This window comes from Marinifilum sp. (genome assembly GCF_965230805.1).
Lineage (GTDB): Bacteria > Bacteroidota > Bacteroidia > Bacteroidales > Marinifilaceae > Marinifilum.
In genome coordinates this window covers 4,369,095-4,389,959 of the sequence record NZ_OZ246019.1, presented here as the reverse complement: position 1 = coordinate 4,389,959, position 20,865 = coordinate 4,369,095, and the positions used below count along the sequence as shown (strand labels likewise).

The following is a 20,865-nucleotide window of genomic DNA, read 5'->3' as shown; positions in this document are numbered from 1 at the left end:
ATTAATTGTTAATTACTAATTGATCTCTTATCTTTGCAACACTACAAAAACGACCCATCATCTGTATTTCTCGAAATACAAAAAACACAATACTTTATGATTCCAAAAATTGAACGTGCTACAATCGTGGTGCTAGATAGCGCAGGTGTTGGATATTTACCCGATGCCGAAGAATTTGGTGATGTTGGTTCAAACACCATAGGAAATATTGCAAAACATTGCGGTGGAATTAATCTGCCAAACATGCAAAAACTTGGCTTGGGAAACATTATTGAAATTGAAGGTGTAGCTCCCATAAAAAATGCAAATGGAGCTTTCGGGAAAGCTGCTGAAGCCTCGAAAGGAAAAGATACAACTACAGGACACTGGGAAATTGCTGGTGTGAAACTTGATAAAGCATTCCCGACTTATTCAAATGGGTTTTCGGAAGAAACTATCCGTTTGTTCGAAGAAAGAACGGGGAGAAAAGTAATGGCCAATAAGCCTGCTTCAGGAACTGCAATTATAGATGAATATGGTGATGAACAAATGAAAACCGGCAATTGGATTGTTTATACATCCGCTGATCCTGTTTTTCAAATTGCTGCACACGAAGAATTAATTCCTTTAGAAGAACTATATAAAGCTTGCGAAATAGCTCTTGAAATTTGTTCTGAACTTGAACCTGTTGCGCGGGTTATCGCACGTCCATATCTAGGCAGTGGGAAAGGAAATTTCAAACGTACTTCTAATCGTCACGATTATTCTGTTACACCTCCAAAGGCAACGATATTGGATCGTTTAAAAAGCAATGGTTTAGACGTAATTGGGATTGGTAAAACCAAAGATATTTTTGCAGGCCAAGGAATCACCGAGTCTCGTGGAACCAACAAAGACAACCTGGATGGAATTGAAAAAACTTTGCTTGCTTTGAAAGAAGAGTCTAAAGGTTTAATCTTTACTAATTTGGTCGATTTTGACATGATGTATGGACACAGAAGAAATCCAGAAGGATATAAAGCTGCATTGGAAGAGTTTGACCAATACTTGCCTCAAATTCAGAAAAAACTTAAAGAAGATGAAATCTTGATTCTTACTGCTGATCATGGATGCGATCCCACCTACAAGGGAACCGACCACACCAGAGAGTACATTCCTATACTGGTTTATGGAAAAAGTATCAAACAAAATGTGAACTTGGGAACCAGAACTACTTTTGCAGATATTGCCGCAACTATAGAAGAATTGCTATTGGGTAGTAAAGAGGAAGGGAGCTTTGCCAAAGACTTGTATTAAAACGATCTTGAATAGGAAAGCGCTGTGACAAAAGAAGCAGCACTTTTTATGGAAGCGGAGCAGTTCTGCCAATCAACATAACTGCATGATTGGGATCAACCTTCAACTAAAAATATTCGCCACAGAAAGTCAAATTTATTCAAAATTTGCTTTAAAAATTTGAAATAACATTTCGATATTTTGAAGAGTTTTTAAAGTCACGATTGGGTGAAGATGACCTTTCAAAGAATTTAACTGATTTTGGAATAAATATTCTCAGAATCAATGCAAACATGACAATTCTTTTTGTCGAACTCACGTTACTTATATTTCTTTCTCAGGCTTTCAGAGCTCTAATTATCCTTTTAATCATCTCAGAATCCGCTTCATAGTGAACAAATTCAGGAATACTCCCCTCTCCGCCCATGTTTACATTAGGATTCTGATATACCATTTTGCCTTTCACCAACTTTTTAGCAGAGCAATGAAATTCTTTTGCTCCTGTTATCTCCTTAAGTTTCTTGATATTGTTGTCGTTTACACCACTCCCAGGCATGATACTAATTCTACCTTTAGCTTTTCTTACCAATTGGCTAAGAAGCTCTATTCCCTCCTCTGCGGTTTGCATTCCCCCCGAAGTAAGAATTCTATCCACTCCCAATTCAATTAATTCCTCCATAGATTCCAGATAACTTTCAAGCATATCGAAAGCTCTGTGGAAAGTAAAACTCATAGGTCTGGCAAGAGCAATCAATTCTTTGGTTCTGGCAATATCAATTCTACCATTGGGAAGAAGAATGCCTGAAACCACACCTTCTACCCCATGTTCTTTACATGCCTGAATATCTTTTTTTATGCACTCAAACTCAAGGTTCGAATAGCAAAAATCTGCACCTCTTGGTCGAATAATCACATGAACAGGAATACTTAACTGTTCTTTTGCCATTTGAATGGCCGCCAAACTAGGTGTAGTTCCTCCTTCATGCACTCCTGCGCACAGTTCTATGCGATTCGCTCCTGATTGTTCTGCAATAATCGCCGATTGCACAGTATAACAGCATATTTCCAACATATATCTATTTCTTAATCTGACTAATTTTAAAAGTATAAAAATAAACTACTTCTTGCATACAACACCATGTTTGACCTTCAAAATTCATATTATATCTAAACAATTGATTTAACATTCTTTTAAAAGCGAAAGGCGTACTTTTTTTTCATTTTACCCTCGGTCTAAAGCCTAAGAAGCGCTTAAAATAGGTGCTGTGTATTTGAAATTCTGGATAATTTAAAGATATTTGCATCTGTATTTATACAACACACTAGCAAAGGAAAATTTGATGAAAGATAAAGTTCTTCAATTGGCGAAAGAAAAGAACGCCGTTATTTTAGCGCACTATTACCAAACGCCGGACATTCAGGAAATTGCAGATTTTAAAGGTGATAGTTTGGCTCTTGCTCAAAAAGCAACCGAAGTTGATGCCGACATCATTCTGTTTGCAGGAGTGCATTTTATGGCCGAAACTGCAAAAATTCTAAATCCAAACACCAAGGTTCTTCTTCCTGATCTGGAAGCTGGCTGCTCTTTGGCGGAATCTTGTCCCGCAGATGATTTTGCCAAGTTTAAAGCAAAATATCCTGACCACATGGTAATTTCATACATCAATTGTAGTGCAGAAATTAAAACCCTTTCAGATTTAATTTGCACCTCAGGAAATGCAGTCCAATTGGTTGAATCATTGCCAAAAAATCAAGAAATAATATTTGCTCCAGATAAAAACCTTGGTCGCTATATCAACGAACTTACCGGAAGAAATATGGTTCTTTGGGATGGAACCTGCGAAGTTCATGACATTCTTTCTGCTGAAAAAATCATGAAAATGAAAGTTGAAAATCCAGATGCAACACTCATTGCGCATCCCGAATGTCCACAACCTGTTTTAATGCTTGCCGATTTTGTTGGCTCTACAACTGCGATGTTAAAGTATACCCAAAAAAGTGATGCCGAAAAGTTTATTGTCGCTACTGAGACTGGTATTCTGCATCAAATGAAAAAAGATTCGCCCAAAAAAGAGTTTTTGATTGTTCCTGCAGATGAAACTTGTTCATGCAACGATTGTGCATACATGAAATTGAACACCATGGAAAAAATTTATTTGGCTCTTAAAAATGAACAACCGGAAATTATTTTACCCGAAGATATTATGGAGAATGCTAAAGCGCCAATTGTTAAAATGCTTGAAATTTCGAAACAGTTAAAACTTTAATTTATTATAGAAAGAGGATTCTATCTTGCAAAGCAAGAGAAGCCTCTTTTTTATTCCTCTTTAATTTCTATCCCTGCCAAAACAAAAGCTTCCTTATAATGTAACTCCTCAACGGCCTTGTACAAAACAGCAAAAGCTGATTTTACCCAAACAAGAGATACAAATACTCCCACAATAAAGCAAATCACTCCTAATATGATAATAAAGACTGACAGAATCCCCATCCCAAAAATTGTCCAGAAATATCCTTTCGTTAGATAAAAGCTTAGCTTAATGGCTTGAATTGGATCAACATTTTTATCCATTACCAAAAAAGGAACAAATACTAATTTACAGAGCAGATATATGCCAGGTATAATAAGTAGAATAAAACCCAATCCTGTTATTCCAATTACTAGCAAATGGCTGAGTGTAGCAAATAAGTACTTTTTAAAACCTGATAATATTTCTTCGAACCGAGGTTCTTTTTTTCTGGCTGCACTTAAGTATATCCAATCAAAACCATATTTAAATGGTGTAGCAATCATGATGTAGTATAAAAAAGAAATCATGCCCAAAAAAGAAACTCCCACCGAATCAGAATCACTTATATTTTCGATATATTGATTGTAAGCCAATGGTATTTCCAATAGCGAAGCAAGTATAACAGAAAGAAACAGAATCAAAAAATGATTTTTTAAAACACTCCATGCTTCCTCAAAACATCCGCCAACGGTTGGGTATACTTTTAATATCAAGTTTTCTTTGCAGTAATCAACTTTCATATGAATTAAACATTGGTTCATTTTTTAATGATCACTTTAAATGTACTTATAAAAATTCGAATCGCATGTAACGACCTGAAGATTGCATTTAAAGCAATTATTATTTTATCGCAGATTTACGTAAATCAGTTACAAATTTTAAAATGCAATTGTCCTACATGCAATTATTACCTTTCATTCAGGGAATTCGAGCTTTTTTAGTGTTTTTAAGTCCGAACAGAAAAAACTTACGTTTTTTGATAGGGTATAATCGAATTCGTGCATCTTACGAATAGAAACAGGAAAAGAAACAATCGTAATTCCATATTATCAATTATCAGAAACACAAAAAATATATTGCCATGAGAACAAATTTCATATCAAAAATTACCATTCTGCTTTCGGCATTTTTATTACTAACATCCATTTCTGTATCGGCAGGAGAGCGGAAAAAGAAAAACAAGAAAGATAAGAATAAGGTACAGCATGTAATCGACACCTTAAAATACAATGTATACAAAGGTAAGGTGCAGGACAAAGACTCAAAAGAACCTTTAATATTTGCCACCATTGCCGTAAAAGGTGTTAATGTTGCCACAGTATCAAACAATGAAGGCGAATTTCTTTTAAAAATTGCAAAAGGACTGCCTGTTAGCAAAATAGAAATTAGCCATGTTGGCTATAAAAACCTGGAAGTTGAAATCAGTTCATTAAAACAGAAGAGAAATGTATTGCAACTTCAAATGGCTGTTGTACCACTCGACCAAATCAACATTTACCCTCTAGATCCGGAGCAGTTGGTTCGCAGAATTCTAAAAAAAGTTGAAGAAAACTATTCTACAAGCCCGAACATGATGGAGGGATTTTACCGCGAAACAGTAAGAAAAAACAGAACCTATGTGGCCATTTCGGAAGCTGTTGTTAACGTTCATAAATCTGGATACAAACAAGCCAAATCAGATCAGGTACAAGTATACAAAGGAAGAAAAAGCCAGGATGTGAAGAAAATGGATACACTTCTTTTTAAATTGCAGGGAGGACCTGCTACGGCTCTATTACTTGATGTAATCAAAAATCCTTACAATTTACTGTCAGAAGATTTTAACCAAAGCTATAAATTCTCATTAAAATCAATAACCCAAATTAATGGTAAGCTACACTATGTAATTGAATTCAAACAAAAGAAAGAAATAGATATTCCATTGTACTACGGTTTGCTTTATGTAGAAACAAAAAATCTTGCATTAACCAGTGCGCAGTTTAGCTTAAATCTTGATAATCCGGATGAAGCGAGTAAGCTGTTTATAAAAAGGAAACCAATGGGTGTGAAAGTTACTCCAACCTCAGCCGATTATATCGTAAATTATCACGAAACAGGAGGCAAATGGTATTTTAAATATGCCAGAGGAGAAATCAACTTTAAGTGCAACTGGAAAAGGAAGCTTTTCAATACCAATTACTCAGCAATGACTGAAATTGCAATAACAGATAGAGATGAATCAAATATTGTGCGTTTCTCTCGTCATGAAAAATTCAAAGCCAATCAAGTAATGGTTGACGAAATTGGAAACTTTGCAGATAAAAACTTCTGGGGGGCACATAACACAATCGAACCAGATCAATCTATCGAGGCGGCTATCAGAAAATTGAAAAGAAAATCTCGTTAAGAATTATAGCGCATCCGGCTTTTAAAAACGTAATCTGAGTTCGACTAAAAATATTGTCACAGCGCACTGATTTTGAGTAGAGATTTTCTCAAATTATTTAAGTAGTATAGAGAAGTTGCGAAGGGATTTGAAGAAATTTATACCAAAAACAGCTAAACACTTTGAATAGTTATATTCAATCAATCTTTACTGTAAAATATCCCGATATTCTTTCAGATTTTTTAAAGCAATTTTGAATAAATATGACTTGCTATGGCACATATCTTTAATCAAAATCAGTTTATTAAGATTTAAGAGGAAAGAATCATTCTGATTTGGAGAAAAGGTATAGATGATTCTTCCCTTCCTTCTTAAGAAACTATTATTTGGCCTAAACATATCTTAAGGAATTGCAGACTAAAAAAACTATATTAGAATGTATTTATAGGAAGAGAAATACTCTAATGAGAATGTCGGAAGATACCAACAGCATATTATATCATATTAAAAAGGGCAATTTAAAAGAATTTGAGCGATTATTTAAGTTTTATTATCCACTGCTTTGTAACTATGCAGTGAAATTCGTTAAAGATCACGATCAAGCCGAAGAAATAGTTCAAAGCCTGTTTTGCCAGATTTGGGAGGACAGAAAAAAGCTAAAAATCCACACTTCTTTTAAAGCTTACCTTTATAAAGCAACCTATTTAAACAGCTTGCAGTTTTTACGCAAAAAAGGAATACGAAACCAATACGAAGCCTATGTAAAGAATACTAGTAATGGTGATGTAACCCGATATCATTCTGTAGAAGAAAAGGAAATTCAAACCATCATTCAAAATACTCTATCAAATCTGCCTGAAAAATGCAGTAGAATTTTTAAGATGAGTAGATACGAAGGTTTAAAATATCATGAAATAGCGGATAAACTTTCCGTATCGGTAAAAACTGTAGAAGCCAATATGGGAAGAGCTTTAAAAGCATTTCGCAAAAATCTAAAAGATTACGTTAGTATAATTGTGCTTTAATAAAATGAAGAACGAAACACCACATAAGATTAATTGGGAAAACATTTCGAGCTACTTGAACGGAGAAATGAATAAGGAAGATAAAGCAGCTTTTAAAAAGTTGATTGATTCGAATCCCGAATATGCTAAAATTGTCGCAGCATCAGAAAAGGATCTGAATTGGGTTGAAGAGGTAATGCATATCAGAAAACAATACAATACCAACAATGCCTGGAATAAAGTTTGCAAGCAAATTTCGGATAGGAATAGCGGTAATAGTATTTATTTAAATGCCAATAGTATTGTTCGATTTGCAGCAATGATTGTTGTTGTAATAGGCTTAGGCCTGATTTCTAATACCATTTACAACAAACACCTAACAACATATCAAACTTTTATTTCACAAGTACACGATAGTAACAAATCAATTGTCCTTGCCGATGGTTCTACCGTAACTCTTAATGGGAAAGCCAAACTGGTTTATCCAGGAAAATTTGAGGCCAGCGCCAGAATTGTAAGTCTGGAAGGTGAAGCATTTTTTGACATTACAAAGAATCCGAATAAAGCTTTTATTATTGCGGTAAAAGGAGCAGAAATAAAAGTATTGGGCACCTCTTTTAATGTAATTGCGAAAGATGATAAAATTGAAGTACTGGTTGAATCTGGAAAAGTTCAATTTTCCGAGATCGATAACAATAAAGAATCTGTAATGCTTGAAAAAGGAGATTTTGCCATCCTTAAAGAGAATTCGTTGAATAAAACTCTAATGAATGATGACAATTATTTATCATGGAAAACCAAAAAAATGGTTTTTCGAGGAATGCAATTAAAGAATGTGGCCAAAGTAATTGAAAGAACCTACCATGTTAGTGTGCAATTTGAAAGCGATGATATTGCCAGAGAAAATATCAATACAACTTTCGATCAGGATCCACTTAAGGATGTTTTAGACAGACTATGTATGTCCTTAAATTTAAGCTATGAAAAAAAAGGACAAACCATCATCTTTAAAAAAGGCAGTTAAAGCGGTATGAAACGAACATGATTAAAACAATTATTAAACACTTGCGATAATGATTATTTTAATCTTGTGGATTAAATCTTAGAAATTGAAAGAAATTACAACCAGATGAATAATGTTAAAACATATCTTGAAACTGTGATAAAGTGTATTTTTGTGCTTTTTATTTTGCTAATCTCATGTTTTAACCTTCGGGCTCAAGTTAGTTTATTAGAAAAAAAAATAAATCTAGATTTAAGGAAAACCAGTATTGACAATGCCCTTGATAGCATAGAAAAAAAAGCGGAATGCTACTTTACTTATAATGCGGATCTTTTTACCGACAGAAAGCTCATAAATCTGAATGCTAGTAATGAATCATTATCAAACGTATTAAGAAAGTTAATTCCTGATGAAGGCCTGAATTTTCATGTTACCAAAAAACACATTGTAATCGTTCCAATTACAAAAAAACAGGCGATAATCACGGAAAATGAGCTAATTCCTTACCTATCTTACCGAAAACTTTCCGGTATTGTAAAAGACCAGAAGACGAAACAAATATTACCCTATGCCAGCCTTGGCATCAGGTCAAAACACATGGGTACAATATCCAATCAGGATGGTGAATTTTCTCTTAGTTTATCTGCAGAAAATCTAAATGATACTTTGGTATTTTCGTTTGTGGGATATCAAAATACTCAAATAAAAGTTGCAGACTTACAAAAGAATGAAATTGAAATCTTTCTAACGAAAGATTTTATTTCTCTTCAGGAGGTGATTATACGCAACAATGATCCCGAAGCTCTAATAAAGGCAGCGGTTCACAGAATTAATGAGAACTACCCACAGCAAGCCAGTAACCTTACCTCTTTTTATCGCGAATCTGTGCTTAAAAACAATAAGTATATGATCTACTTAGAATCTGTACTTGATATATACAAAAGCTCCTACTCGCATCAAAATAACTTGGAAAGAGTAAAAATTTTTAAGAGTAGGAAAATTTACGACGTTACCAGGTTAGATACCATCTCGTTCAGATTAAAAGGTGGAATAAGCGGCTGTTTACAATTAGATATTGTAAAAAACATCCCTGAATTTCTGAACAAAGAATATGCTCACTTTTATAATTATCGTTTGGCTGATATTAGCACTTATAACAATAAACCGGTTTATATTGTTGATTTTAAACCTAAACCAAATCTTAGCGAACCACTTTTAGAAGGACGAATATACATCGAAACGAATAATTTAGCCATAATAAGAGCCGAATTTGGCTATGAAAAGCATCGATTAACTGAACTCAAGGATAGATTTATTATAAAAGGGAGCGCAAAAACCAAGGCAAGGCCTACCATGGTGAAATATACTGTGAGTTATAGGGATATTAATGGGAAATACCATCTAAGTCATGTATTGGGCAATCTCAAGTTCAAAGTCAAAAACAAAAAGAAACTGTTTTCAAACCATTTTACCACTTCGTTCGAAATGGCAACCACTAATATGAAGACCGATAATGTTGTGAAATTTAAATACAAAGAGACCATTCATCCTACCACAATCTTTTCGAACCATAAAACCAAATACGATCCTAATTTTTGGGGTAAAAGCAATTTTATAAAACCCGAAGAAAGTATTCAAGATGCTTTAAAAAGGATTAACAATAGTATGCAACAAATTTCTCTTGGAAATTCTGAAGACATTTAGAAATACAATCGCAAACAATCACCCCAGAAAACGTGTGAATACTGCCTTTATAAAAGAATACCCCGACAATACAAATCATTACCTTACCTTTGTGCATGGGAACTGTGCCTTTACGGATGAGGACTTTACCCTTCCTAAAATAGTTACCTTAGGAGTTATTATTGGTATAATTTTCTAATTTTGTCTCTTCTCTTGTAATTACCGAAAGTTGTATTGATGATTAATAAAATTAAAAGCATACTTAAAAATATAACAGGTGTATTAATAGGTGCGATTTTCTTATTCTTAACACTGCATGAAAAACCATTAGAACCAGTTTGGGAAAGTCTGGCTGATGCCGATTACTTTTTCATTTTTCTTAGCTTTATATGCTTGTTTTTTGTATTCTATTTAAGAGCGCTACGTTGGAAATTATTAATAGAAGAAACCGGAGAAAAACCAAGCTCCGATAAAGTATTAACCTCCCTATTATTAGGATATTTTGTAAATAGTTTCACCCCTAAACTAGGCGAGATTATTCGATGCACATCTTTGCAAAAAAACTCAAAAATACCAGTTCCCGTTTCTATGGGAAGTGTAATGGCCGAACGAGCTTACGACCTACTCATTCTAGGATTGGGCATCATAAGCATTTTCTTTATTGAACTTGATCGCCTGCAAGGAATTATTGATTCAACAATTGGTGGTATCTCACACATTTATGGATATCGATACATTTATGTATTTCCTGTGCTGCTGCTTATATTTCTCGTGCTCATTCTTATTAGCCTAAAAAAACTTAAAAAATCAGAGCACCCTATCCTTAAAAAGATTATTGGCTTTCTTCAAAGTATGTTTAAATCTTTAAAGCAAGGTTTATTGCTTAAAAAGAAATTCAAATTTATTCTTCTTACCCTATTAATATGGGCAACATTAGTATTGCTAAATTTTATTTACCTGCTTTGCTTGCCCGAAACATCGAGCTATCACATCTTCTTTGCAGTGATAATTCTATTCATTGGAGGTTTGGGTTGGGCGCTACCAAGCCCGGGTGGAATAGGTACTACACATTTCTTTTTGCTACAGCTGTTTTTGGCATATCGGCTCGATGCCAATGCAGGAATTTCCTTTGGCATTTTATCTAACGGATTAACCTTTATCGGAACATTGATACTTGGCGGTTATGGGTATTTTAGATATTGGGTGGAAACCAAAGTAAAGAAGAATTAGAACGCTGGTTACCAAACTCAGTTTTTACAGCTATCTTTGTCGCAAATTTTGAAGACAAAGAACTATGAAGTTTAATCAATATAACTTTTCACCAGATATTAAGAAAAATCTGGAGACACTGGGGTTTAAACGACCAACAGATATACAATACAAGGCCATACCTCCAATTGTAAAAGGAGAAGATGTTTTAGCGATTGCACAAACCGGTACTGGTAAAACCGCTGCATTTGCAATTCCTATTATCGATAAAATTCATAAATCGAAAAAAAATAAAAGCAGTAAAGGAATTAAATGTGTGGTTATGGTTCCTACACGCGAACTTGCCATACAAATTACAGAGGTATTCCAAGAAATTGGTAAATACACCAAAGTAAACAGTTTTTGCGTTTTTGGTGGTGTAGAACAAGATCCGCAAATTGCAAAATTACAGAAGGGGATTGATATCCTAATTTCGACACCTGGCAGAATGTTCGACCTATCAAGCCAAGGCTATATCGACCTAAGAGGGATTGATATCTTGATATTGGATGAAGCCGATCACATGTTGGATTTGGGTTTTATAAATGACATTCGTGACCTGATTAAATTTCTACCAAAAAACCGCCAAACCTTGTTCTTTTCGGCAACCATAACACCAAAGATTAAGAAGCTTGCCTACTCCTTGGTTCGTAAAGCGATTCGTATTCAGATTTCACCAAAAGATCCGGTTTCAAGAAATGTAGTACATTCTTTGGTCTATGTAAAAATGGATGACAAGCGTTTCTTTTTGGAGCGTATTGCCAAAGTACACGAGGAGAGCAAAATATTGGTTTTTGTAAGAACCAAGGTGCGTGCAGAACGTGTACACAAAGCCATGCAACGCGTTGGAGTTACGAGTCAATTGATTCATGGTGACAGAGAACAAAAAGATCGTTTGGCAGCCTTAAATGAATTTAAATCTAGTAAGGTAAAAGTTTTGATTGCTACCGATGTAAGTGCACGTGGCATAGATATTCCGAATGTTGATTATGTAGTAAACTATGATCTTCCTGATGTACCGGAAAACTACGTTCATAGAGTTGGACGAACGGGGCGTGGAGTGCAAAAAGGAACAGCAATTTCTTTTTGTTGTCTGGATACCGAAAAAGAACTTTTAAATGAGATTGAGGATTATCTAGGAGGGGAAATACAAGTGATGGACATTTCTCACAAGGAATATTCAGCCACCATTGATTTTTCGGAAGATTATTCGAAAAGTTTGAAAGAATTAATGGATGAAGCCGAAGATTACTTTGAAAATCAAAAAAAGAAAAAAAGAAAGAACAAATAAAAAAGATAGTTAGCTCAAGCCAAATTCGTTTGAGCTTATCTTTTGATTTTTATTAAATTCGTATCCACTAATTTCAAAAAAACCATATTTATGCAATCTATTATCTCGCCCGATAGCAACATGTTATTGTTTTTTATTATAGCTGGAGCAGCAGCCTTTGGAATATATTCGGAACATAAAAAATGGTTCGGAAAATTGTCAGGTATTTTAGTTACCATGATTTCTATGTCCTTACTGGCAATGACAGGCGTAGTTCCTGTTGCTTCAAATCCAAATGTTAAAGTAGAAGTATATGATTTGGTATTTTCATACTTCATTCCCATTTCGATACCAATGCTGCTATTTAGCTCTAACATTATAAAAATCGTTAAAGAGAGTGGTAAACTTCTGGTAGCCTATATTCTTGGAGCAATTGGTATTGTCTTAGGTTGTTTTATTGCTTTTGGATTAATTGGTTTAGGGCCTGATTCCGGAAACACAGCCGGAGTAATTGCCGCTACATTGATTGGTGGCAGTGTTAACTTTATTGCAGCTGCCGAGGCATTAAACTTCAGTACCAACCCTTTATTTACAGCTACCATAGCAGTTGATAATTTTGTGTCAAACCTATATACCTTATTCCTTTTTTTAACTCCTTCCCTCCTATTTTTTTCGCGTTTTTTTGTAAAACCAAAAGCAGAAAATCGTTCAGAAAATACAACAAGCCAGAAAAAGGAATTCCCAATTACTATGGAAAGAATTGCAGTTACTGTTTTCGTTGCAGCACTAATTGCAGGTGCAGGAAGCTTTGTATCTCCCTATTTACAGAATCTTTTGAATACCGATATCAATTTAAGCATACTTATTATTACCGTATTCGCTGTTTTGGCAGCCAACTTGTTCCCAAAATTTTTACAACCTCTCGAAAATACTGCATTCTCAATTGGTTTATGGATGATGTATATATTTCTAGCCGTTATTGGAGCGGCAACAAACATACAGCAAATATTCAGCATCGGACCGGCAGTATTGGCATTCTACCTTTGTATTATGGTTTTCCACTTTGTATTCCTATTGGCATTGGCTAAACTGTTTAAATTGGATGTTTATGAAGTAGTAATTTCATCAGCAGCCAACATTATGGGACCATCGGTTGCCGCTCCTATGGCCGCATCTATGGGACAAAAGAAACTGGTTACACCTGGTATTCTTGTAGGCATACTGGGGTATGTGATTGGTACTTTTATTGGCGTTAGTATTGCAATTTATTTGAGTTAGGTAAGTTGATATCATGATAAAAGGCTTGTTTCTCCTACAAAGACGAGCCTTTCTCTTTTTTGTAAGGAAAAGAGGCACTACTTTACTTGATATAGCATTAGCTAAAGCGATATTTTTCGAACGAAGAATAAACTCAAAATTCCAAAAAAAATTAAGACTCGTTTCAGAATAAAACTGGTATTACTCCCCAGATTTATTTGTAAAATAATTTCCTCCATAACATCACTCCATCAGTATTTTAACTATTTTTAATAAACTAAAAAACAAATTAAAGCTGATGTTGAAATTCCTTTCGTTTATTATCATACTTACTTTATCATTTCATGGATTTTCGCAGGAAAACTTCAAATGGGTGACTGTAAAGAAAGGAGAAGGTTTTAATGCCTTTTTATACAGAAATCAATTAAATCCATCCAAACATACTTCAAAATTCAAAGCTTTAAACCAGGGACAGTTTACAAAAACTGGTCATCTAATTGCGGGTAAAAAATACAAAGTCCCTCTTCGATACACGTTGCATAGTATTCCTTTACTAGGCAAAGATCACTCCAGAGTGAAACAAATAAACAATACATTGGAAGGTGCGGTTATTCACTTGGTGGCAGGTCATGGCGGGCCCGACCCAGGTGCGGTGGGAAAAGTATCTGGTCATAAAATTTGTGAAGATGAATATGCCTATGATATTGTACTCAGACTGGGCAAAGAATTAATTTCCCGTGGTGCTAAGGTGCACTTTATTATCAGGGATTACAATGATGGAATAAGAGATGCCGCATTTTTAAAACCTGACAAAGATGAAAGGTGCTACCCTTCGCAAGTGATACCGCAAAAACAAACTCCGCGATTAAGACAACGAGCTGCGGCTATTAATATCCTAGCAAGAAAAGAAAAGTCTGGAACTTACCAAAGATTAATTGTTCTGCACCTCGATTCAAGAAGTAAAAGCAACAGAACCGATGTTTATTTTTATCATCATGCCAAAAGTTCGAAAGGAAAGAAACTGGCATTGGCGTTACAAAAAAAAATCAAAACCAAGTATGCTAAACATCAACCTAGCAGAGAGTATACCGGAACGGTAGGAGCAAGAAAGTTGTATATGCTCAGTACAACTACTCCACCATCGGTGTTTGCAGAACTCGGAAATATTAACAATTACAGAGATCAAATAAGGTTTACCAGAATGGATAACAGACAAGCTTTAGCCAAATGGCTTTGCGAAGGAATTGTGGATGATTATAAAAACGAAAAGAAAAAGTAAGAAAAGAAAAGGATCTTGTTTTTAATTATTGATATAGAATCTAAGCGTAACACTTGTGTGTAAATTTCAAAACTACTGGTTCAACACAGTTGTGAAAATCCTCGTACGATAACATGATTAATTCTGTATGAGTTCCTGCACTGAATACGATATCATCATCTTCTACTAGGCTTTCTGACACATAAACTTCTAAATTATAAATATTTCCAAAAGGAGGCATTGCTCCTACCTCACACTGAGGGAAGATATCTTTAAACTCTTGCTCATGAGCTAATTCAACTTTTTTACAAGCCAACATTTGCTTTAACAAATCAAAATCAATTAAATAAGAAGCAGGCAATACAGCCATTGCCATTCTGCCATCCACTTTAATCATTACTGTTTTTGCGAGCATTTTACCTGGAACATGTGCCGATGCAGCAATCTGTTGAGCTGTATAAGCCGAAGAATGCCGAATCGTAACATATTTTATCTGTCTTTCATCTAAATACTGCTTTAACTTTCGAATAGGCATAGCGTTTGGTTCTATGGTTTAAAATTTGCAATCAGTATAAGGCTTTAAGCCTTTAATCGGATAAACCGATTGAGTTTTTTTCTTTTCTAACTTTCGTCCTCTTATACTTAGTTAATAGAGAAACAATAAAATACGAAAAAAAAAGGTGGAAGTAAAGAGTAAAACGTTTTATATTAAGAAACTAGACAAAAGAAGTAAGTACAAATGATTGGACAAAGATGCCTAATTACGAAAATAATCGTAATAAAATTTTGTATTACGAATTGTTTCGTATAATTTTATCTACGAAATTAATCGTATAACAGAATTCACCACAAAATGCCAAAGAAGATTAAGCCTACCGACGCTGAATTAGAAATTTTACAAGTATTATGGACTTATGGTCCGTCGACAGTACGTGTTGTAAACGAAAAATTAAAAAGTGGCAGAGATGTTGGATATACAACAACTCTAAAAGTGATGCAAATCATGACGGAAAAAGATATGCTTCGAAGAGAAAAAAACTCACGAACTCATATTTACGAGGCTATTGTGGAAGAAAAAGAAACCAAAAATCTTCTCATAGATAAATTCATATCTACCCTATTTAACGGATCAACATCCGGAATGGTATTGCAAGCCCTTGGGAATAAAACTTGTAGCACCGATGAGCTGAATAAAATTCGTAGTTTAATTGACGATATTGAATCGTCGCAAAATTCGGATAGCAATGAATGATATTAATTTATTTAAGCTGATAAATGCCGCCGGCTGGACTTTATTAAATTCTTTGTGGCAAATTACAATTGTCGGTGCAATTATTTGGCTTGTTTTCCGATTGATTTCAAAAGACAATGCTAAACTGCGCTACGGAATTGCATCCATTGGTCTTTCATTCGTTTTTGTAAGTTTTATCCTAACTTTTGTTCATTATTATTTAAAAAGAACCGGAACAATGGTAGAAACAGGTAATATTGATCCCGAGATGATGTTGCTATTGTTAAAAAACAGTTCCAGCTCTTCGGATTTTTTCAGTTTCGACAATATAAATTTTGCCAGATATTTTCCTGTAATCGTTAATTTATGGTGTATTGGAGTATGTGTTTTATCATTACACATGACTTTTAATTACCTACAAAGCTTAAAATTGAAAAAACACTTAACCTACCCTATTTCTAATAAAACTCAAAAACTAGCCTCAAACCTTATTAAAAGGTTTCATTTAAAACAAAAAGTTACATTCAAGGAATCTGGTTATGTGCAGACTCCTTCATTAATTGGATATTTTAAACCAGTTGTTCTGTTGCCGGTTAGCATGTTAAGCTGCATTCCGTATAATCAGCTGGAAATTATTATAGCTCACGAATTGGCGCACATAAAACGTCATGATTATTTATTTCAATTTGTACAAGGAATACTAGAATTATTATTTTTCTATCATCCTGTTGTTTGGTGGCTGTCTTCTGTGGTTAATACCGAAAGAGAACACATTTGTGATGACCTGGCGGTAAAGGTTTGTGGTGAATCCTTAACCCTTATTAAAGCATTAAATAATATGGAAGCAATTAGGAAAAAAAGATTTGAATTGGTTTTGGGACTATCGGGCAAAAAAGACAATCTTTTTAATCGAGTTCAACGAATTTTAAGACCCAAAGCAGAGTTGGGAAAACGGAGCGACAAATTACTTATTAGTGGTTTATTTGTGTTTCTGTTTTCAGGATTGATATTGATTTCGAACTTCGCTATTTCCGAGAACGCATTCTCGGGCAAGCAATTTTTCTCGAAAATTAATGTGATCGATCAAAAACAAAACAAAAAAACTGATAACAATGCCGTTCCGTTACAACAAGACAAAAAGAAGAAGAAAAAGAACAAAAAAGCAAACACAACACTCGAATCAACTGAAACTGTTAAAGTAGAAACAGAAACCAAAGATGAAGTTGAAATTACTTCGGAAGTGGAAGTAGTGGTGGAAGTAGAAACTGCTCCTAAGATGGAAACAGAAGCTGTAGCGGAAATTGATCGTGAGGTGAAAGTTCTAATGGATGTTGATTTCGACATTCCTGAAGATTCTTTGAAGTCAAAAGAATGGTTACAGAAAAAGGTAAACAAAATCATTGAGGAGCAAAAAATTGAATTGAAGGAAGCTGCTAAGGAATTGGAGGAAATTAAACTAGAAATGAACTTTGCAGAACTGGAAACTGCTCTTAAAGAATTGGATATTGAGCAGATTAAAAATGAGATGCAAGAGCAACAAGCCGAATTAAGAAAAGAGCTTGAAGAGTTCTCAAACCAGAACTTAATTGAACAACTCGAATTGGAAAAAGAGCTTCAGAAAAAAGAATTAAGTAATGAACTTAAAGAAATTGAATCTGACAGGGAGCTTAGTGAAAAAGAAAAAATTGTAATTAAGGAGAGAATTCAGGAGACTATTGAAAGGATTAATTCCAAAGAATATAAAGATCAGTTAAAGAAAAACATCGAAAGATCTAAGAAATCACTTCAAGAGCATCTCGACAGAATAGAATCAGGAGAATTTGAACAGCGACTTCAAAAACAAAGAGAATCCTTAAAAAAGCATATCGAAAAATATCACTCCCCAGAATATCGAAAGGAGTTTCAGGATAAACTTGAAAGAAGTAAGGAAAGAATCTATAAGCATTTGGAAAAACTAAACACTCTTGAATATAGGGATCAGTTAGAAAAAATAATACAAGGACAAGAAGATTCGAAAAATGATCAATTTGTATTTGCTGGACAAGAAAATAGTAATTTTATACAGTATTCAAATCTTAAATTTAAAGGAGAGGTAAAAGAAAACATGCCTCTTTATATTATTGATGACTCGCTGGTTGATTCAAACCATATTAAATACTTGGATCCGGACAATATTGATGGCGTAAGTGTTCTTAAAAATCAAAAAGCAATTGAGATATATGGTAAGGAAGCCGAGCATGGTGTCGTTCTAATCAAGTCAAAAAATAAAGGAAAGAATAAACCTGCCTTCCTTAAAAATAAAGAGCAAAACGGAAAAGATAAACCTCTTTATATTCTCGATGGCAAAAAGATTAGTGCTAAACGTTTTGATGAAATCTCACCCAATCAAATTAAAAGCATAAATTTTATTAAAGGCGAATCAGCTATTGAAAAGTATGGCAAAAATGCTAAAAATGGAGTCATGGAAATCACTTTAAAAAAATAAAAACAGACCCTACCATTCATTAAGAGACAACCTAAGAAGTCGATTTTTGTATTGAAAAAGAGTTGAGTATTTGCAAAACTAAATAGATACCTCCAAATACAAATCCTTTTTAGGTTGCCTCTTTGTTAGTGCTAAACTCTGATTTGCAAGCAGAACTACAAATTCGTAAATTAATACCGATTACGAATCCATCCTATGAGTTATGGGGTGGATATACAATTGATATAATACGAAGATTTTTAAAATCTACTGCTATGCTACTGATTCTTACAATATTAACAACATATATCCTCATTAGAATTGCCACATTATTTAGCAATTACCTGAAAAGTTTTTCAAAAAAAGAACACTTACGTTTTGCTTTTGGGGTTGCTGCCATTGTTATTGGTGCTTTACACATCCTGATTCCTTCTTTTTTTAGTCATCTTTTCTCCGCAGCTTTTAAGTCAACATATACAGTCACAAGTTCATCGGGTTTTATTCAAATTATTTGTGGTATAGGATTATTAATTAAACGAGTGTACAAAGAATCCGCTGTTTTGTTAATAATACTATTGGCTCTCTTCATTCCTTTAAGTGTAATTATGCTTATGGATTACATTCACGGACCACTTGGTTCTGAATATGAATCCATTCTCTCTTATGTAAGGATACTTTCATTCATTTTATTAATAGGGATTTTATATAAAACCTGTGACTTGTCGCGTAGAAAGGGACTTCAATCAGATAAATTTAAACAGGACATTTAAAACTAAGTTAAAAATTGAAGTATGAGCTACTATATTAAACGAATAACAGATTTCACTTTTGATGAAGCGGTAGATAGAATTACAAAAGCTATACAAACAGAAGGTTTTGGAATACTTACTGATATTGATGTTAAAGCAACTCTAAAGCAGAAGATTAATGTTGATTTTAAGCAATATCGAATTCTTGGCGCATGTAATCCAACTTTAGCCTATGAAGCTTTTCAAGTGGAAGATCAGATTGGCATTATGATGCCATGTAATATTACCGTTGTTGAACAAGATAACGGTCATGTTGATATTTCGATAATGGATCCAACAGCAGCTTTTAATGTGATTGAAAACGAAGAGTTGCAGCCTTTTGCTAAAGAACTAAAAATGAAATTAGAACGATGCCTTACTTATCTTGAAGATTAATTTTTAAGCCGCTTCACTATGAAAACAATTTTAATACTGCTTATGGCAGTAAGCTGTATGCCTTATTCATTATTTGCACAGGAAAACATAGTTCCTACTAATTATTCTCGCCAATTTGATTTTTGGATAGGCGAATGGGATGTTTATACAGGAGAAAATCTTGTAGGCAAAAATAAAGTTGTGTTTCTTCAGAACAAATATCTTATTCAAGAAAACTGGGTTTCAAAAAATGATAACTTTAGTGGTACCAGTTATAGTTTCTACAATCCAAAATCAAATAAATGGCATCAAGTATGGGTAGATAAAAACGGAAATAACCTATTGTTGAAAGGCGAATTTCGTGATGAAAAAATGGTTCTTACCAGCGGTTTAGATTCTAATATGGGTGAACCCAACTCAATACATCGAATAACATGGACGAAACTTTCAAACGAAGAAGTAAAACAGGTATGGGAATCAACAACCGATAATGGAAAAAATTGGACAATCCAGTTCGAAGGAATTTATAAGAAATCAAATCATATCAATTGACTTTGCGAATGAATCATATCAATTTTCAGGTGTTTTTTAATATTGATTTCCATGTAAATCAACCATAGGCACAAAACGAACAGAAATAACATTTTTTTGAATGATTTTGCCTTTCTTTTTCTCTAACAGTACCAGCTTTTTTACATTTTTTAAACCGACAGGAATCACAAGCTTGCCTCCTTCTGCTAATTGGTCAACTAAGGCTTGTGGCACCTTTGTTGGCGAGCAGGTTACAATAATCCCATCGAAAGGTGCTTGATCAGGCCAGCCTAAATAACCATCGCCATAACAAGTTTCGACATTTTTATAAGCCAAAGAATCTAACACAAATGCTGCTCTTTTTTGCAGAGGCCTAACAATTTCTATACTAAAAATCCTGCCTTTCATTTCGGCTAATACAGCAGCCTGATAACCAGATCCCGTTCCAATTTCCAAAATCTTTTCTCCTTCTTTCACATCTAGCAATTGAGACATTAAGGCAACAATATACGGTTGAGAGATGGTTTGCTCATAGCCAATGGGCAATGGCCTATCCTGATATGCATATTTTTGCAAGTGGTGTGGAACAAACAAGTGCCTTTCAACAGCTTGCATTGCTTTTATTACCTCCTCATTTTTTATTCCTCTTGATATGATTTGCTCAGCAAGCATTTTAAATCTTTTTGCCTTAAAATTAGTATTCTGAGCATGTTGCATTTTTGGAATAAAGAGAGTGGCAATTATAATCCCCAGTCCATATGTTAATACAATCTTCATCTTGTTTCTTGCCTTGCATAAAGTTACAACATTATCATCGACAGGAAAATTCGCATTCATAATGCT

General features: G+C 34.2%; 19 protein-coding genes. 15 read left to right on the top strand and 4 right to left on the bottom strand.

Annotated elements, in window-relative coordinates:
- Positions 1-96: 96 nt before the first annotated feature.
- Positions 97-1,275 carry a phosphopentomutase gene (locus ACO05S_RS17050; protein WP_421919224.1) on the top strand — a complete coding sequence of 393 codons (1,179 nt, stop codon included), beginning with the start codon at positions 97-99 and terminating at the stop codon, positions 1,273-1,275.
- Positions 1,276-1,591: 316 nt separating this feature from the next.
- Here the strand turns inward: ACO05S_RS17050 and ACO05S_RS17045 are convergent, their stop codons facing one another.
- Entirely contained in the window at positions 1,592-2,326 is a 735-nt protein-coding gene (locus ACO05S_RS17045; RefSeq protein ID WP_421919223.1) for a copper homeostasis protein CutC, read from the bottom strand.
- Positions 2,327-2,552: 226 nt separating this feature from the next.
- Here ACO05S_RS17045 and nadA point away from each other — a divergent pair, with 226 nt between their 5' ends.
- Positions 2,553-3,521: a quinolinate synthase NadA gene (nadA, locus tag ACO05S_RS17040; protein WP_421919222.1), complete on the top strand. Its 969-nt coding sequence runs from the start codon at positions 2,553-2,555 to the stop codon at positions 3,519-3,521.
- Positions 3,522-3,571: 50 nt separating this feature from the next.
- Here nadA and ACO05S_RS17035 read toward each other — a convergent pair whose 3' ends face one another.
- Complete coding sequence (locus ACO05S_RS17035; protein WP_421919221.1) at positions 3,572-4,306, bottom strand: hypothetical protein; 735 nt, start codon at positions 4,304-4,306, stop codon at positions 3,572-3,574.
- A gap of 320 nt (positions 4,307-4,626) precedes the next feature.
- On the opposite strand from ACO05S_RS17035, the gene ACO05S_RS17030 reads away from it, so the two are divergent.
- The 8 genes from ACO05S_RS17030 (at position 4,627) to ACO05S_RS16995 (ending at position 14,654) form a co-directional block, all read left to right on the top strand.
- Positions 4,627-5,931, top strand: a complete 1,305-nt coding sequence (locus ACO05S_RS17030; RefSeq protein ID WP_421919220.1) for a carboxypeptidase-like regulatory domain-containing protein — start codon at positions 4,627-4,629, stop codon at positions 5,929-5,931.
- A 449-nt stretch (positions 5,932-6,380) separates the two neighbouring features.
- Positions 6,381-6,935: an RNA polymerase sigma-70 factor gene (locus ACO05S_RS17025; RefSeq protein ID WP_421919219.1), complete on the top strand. Its 555-nt coding sequence runs from the start codon at positions 6,381-6,383 to the stop codon at positions 6,933-6,935.
- 4 nt (positions 6,936-6,939) lie between these two features.
- Positions 6,940-7,938 (top strand): FecR family protein, encoded by a 999-nt coding sequence (locus ACO05S_RS17020; protein WP_421919218.1) that lies wholly within the window; start codon positions 6,940-6,942, stop codon positions 7,936-7,938.
- A gap of 105 nt (positions 7,939-8,043) precedes the next feature.
- Positions 8,044-9,621 (top strand): carboxypeptidase-like regulatory domain-containing protein, encoded by a 1,578-nt coding sequence (locus ACO05S_RS17015; protein ID WP_421919217.1) that lies wholly within the window; start codon positions 8,044-8,046, stop codon positions 9,619-9,621.
- Positions 9,622-9,837: 216 nt separating this feature from the next.
- Positions 9,838-10,830 carry a lysylphosphatidylglycerol synthase transmembrane domain-containing protein gene (locus ACO05S_RS17010; RefSeq protein WP_421919216.1) on the top strand — a complete coding sequence of 331 codons (993 nt, stop codon included), beginning with the start codon at positions 9,838-9,840 and terminating at the stop codon, positions 10,828-10,830.
- Positions 10,831-10,894: 64 nt separating this feature from the next.
- Entirely contained in the window at positions 10,895-12,139 is a 1,245-nt protein-coding gene (locus tag ACO05S_RS17005) for a DEAD/DEAH box helicase (RefSeq protein WP_421919215.1), read from the top strand.
- Between the two features lie 90 nt (positions 12,140-12,229).
- Positions 12,230-13,396, top strand: coding sequence for a DUF819 domain-containing protein (locus ACO05S_RS17000; RefSeq protein WP_421919214.1), 1,167 nt, complete (start codon positions 12,230-12,232; stop codon positions 13,394-13,396).
- 277 nt (positions 13,397-13,673) lie between these two features.
- Positions 13,674-14,654, top strand: coding sequence for an N-acetylmuramoyl-L-alanine amidase family protein (locus tag ACO05S_RS16995; protein WP_421919213.1), 981 nt, complete (start codon positions 13,674-13,676; stop codon positions 14,652-14,654).
- 40 nt (positions 14,655-14,694) lie between these two features.
- On the opposite strand, the gene ACO05S_RS16990 is transcribed toward ACO05S_RS16995, so the two are convergent.
- The gene (locus tag ACO05S_RS16990) at positions 14,695-15,168 is read right to left on the bottom strand and encodes an aminoacyl-tRNA deacylase (protein WP_421919212.1); all 474 of its coding nucleotides are present in this window, start codon (positions 15,166-15,168) and stop codon (positions 14,695-14,697) included.
- Positions 15,169-15,486: 318 nt separating this feature from the next.
- On the opposite strand from ACO05S_RS16990, the gene ACO05S_RS16985 reads away from it, so the two are divergent.
- The 5 genes from ACO05S_RS16985 (at position 15,487) to ACO05S_RS16965 (ending at position 20,043) form a co-directional block, all read left to right on the top strand.
- Positions 15,487-15,885, top strand: a complete 399-nt coding sequence (locus ACO05S_RS16985; protein ID WP_421919211.1) for a BlaI/MecI/CopY family transcriptional regulator — start codon at positions 15,487-15,489, stop codon at positions 15,883-15,885.
- Entirely contained in the window at positions 15,878-18,349 is a 2,472-nt protein-coding gene (locus ACO05S_RS16980; protein ID WP_421919210.1) for a M56 family metallopeptidase, read from the top strand. The genes ACO05S_RS16985 and ACO05S_RS16980 overlap by 8 nt, the downstream gene beginning before the upstream one ends.
- A 254-nt stretch (positions 18,350-18,603) precedes the next feature.
- Positions 18,604-19,098 carry a hypothetical protein gene (locus ACO05S_RS16975; protein WP_421919209.1) on the top strand — a complete coding sequence of 165 codons (495 nt, stop codon included), beginning with the start codon at positions 18,604-18,606 and terminating at the stop codon, positions 19,096-19,098.
- 21 nt (positions 19,099-19,119) lie between these two features.
- A complete protein-coding gene (locus tag ACO05S_RS16970) occupies positions 19,120-19,512 on the top strand; it encodes a DUF302 domain-containing protein (protein WP_421919208.1) in 393 nt (130 codons plus the stop codon).
- Positions 19,513-19,530: 18 nt separating this feature from the next.
- Complete coding sequence (locus ACO05S_RS16965; protein ID WP_421919207.1) at positions 19,531-20,043, top strand: hypothetical protein; 513 nt, start codon at positions 19,531-19,533, stop codon at positions 20,041-20,043.
- 36 nt (positions 20,044-20,079) lie between these two features.
- Here the strand turns inward: ACO05S_RS16965 and ACO05S_RS16960 are convergent, their stop codons facing one another.
- Complete coding sequence (locus ACO05S_RS16960) at positions 20,080-20,859, bottom strand: protein-L-isoaspartate(D-aspartate) O-methyltransferase (protein WP_421919206.1); 780 nt, start codon at positions 20,857-20,859, stop codon at positions 20,080-20,082.
- Between the last annotated feature and the right edge of the window lie 6 nt (positions 20,860-20,865).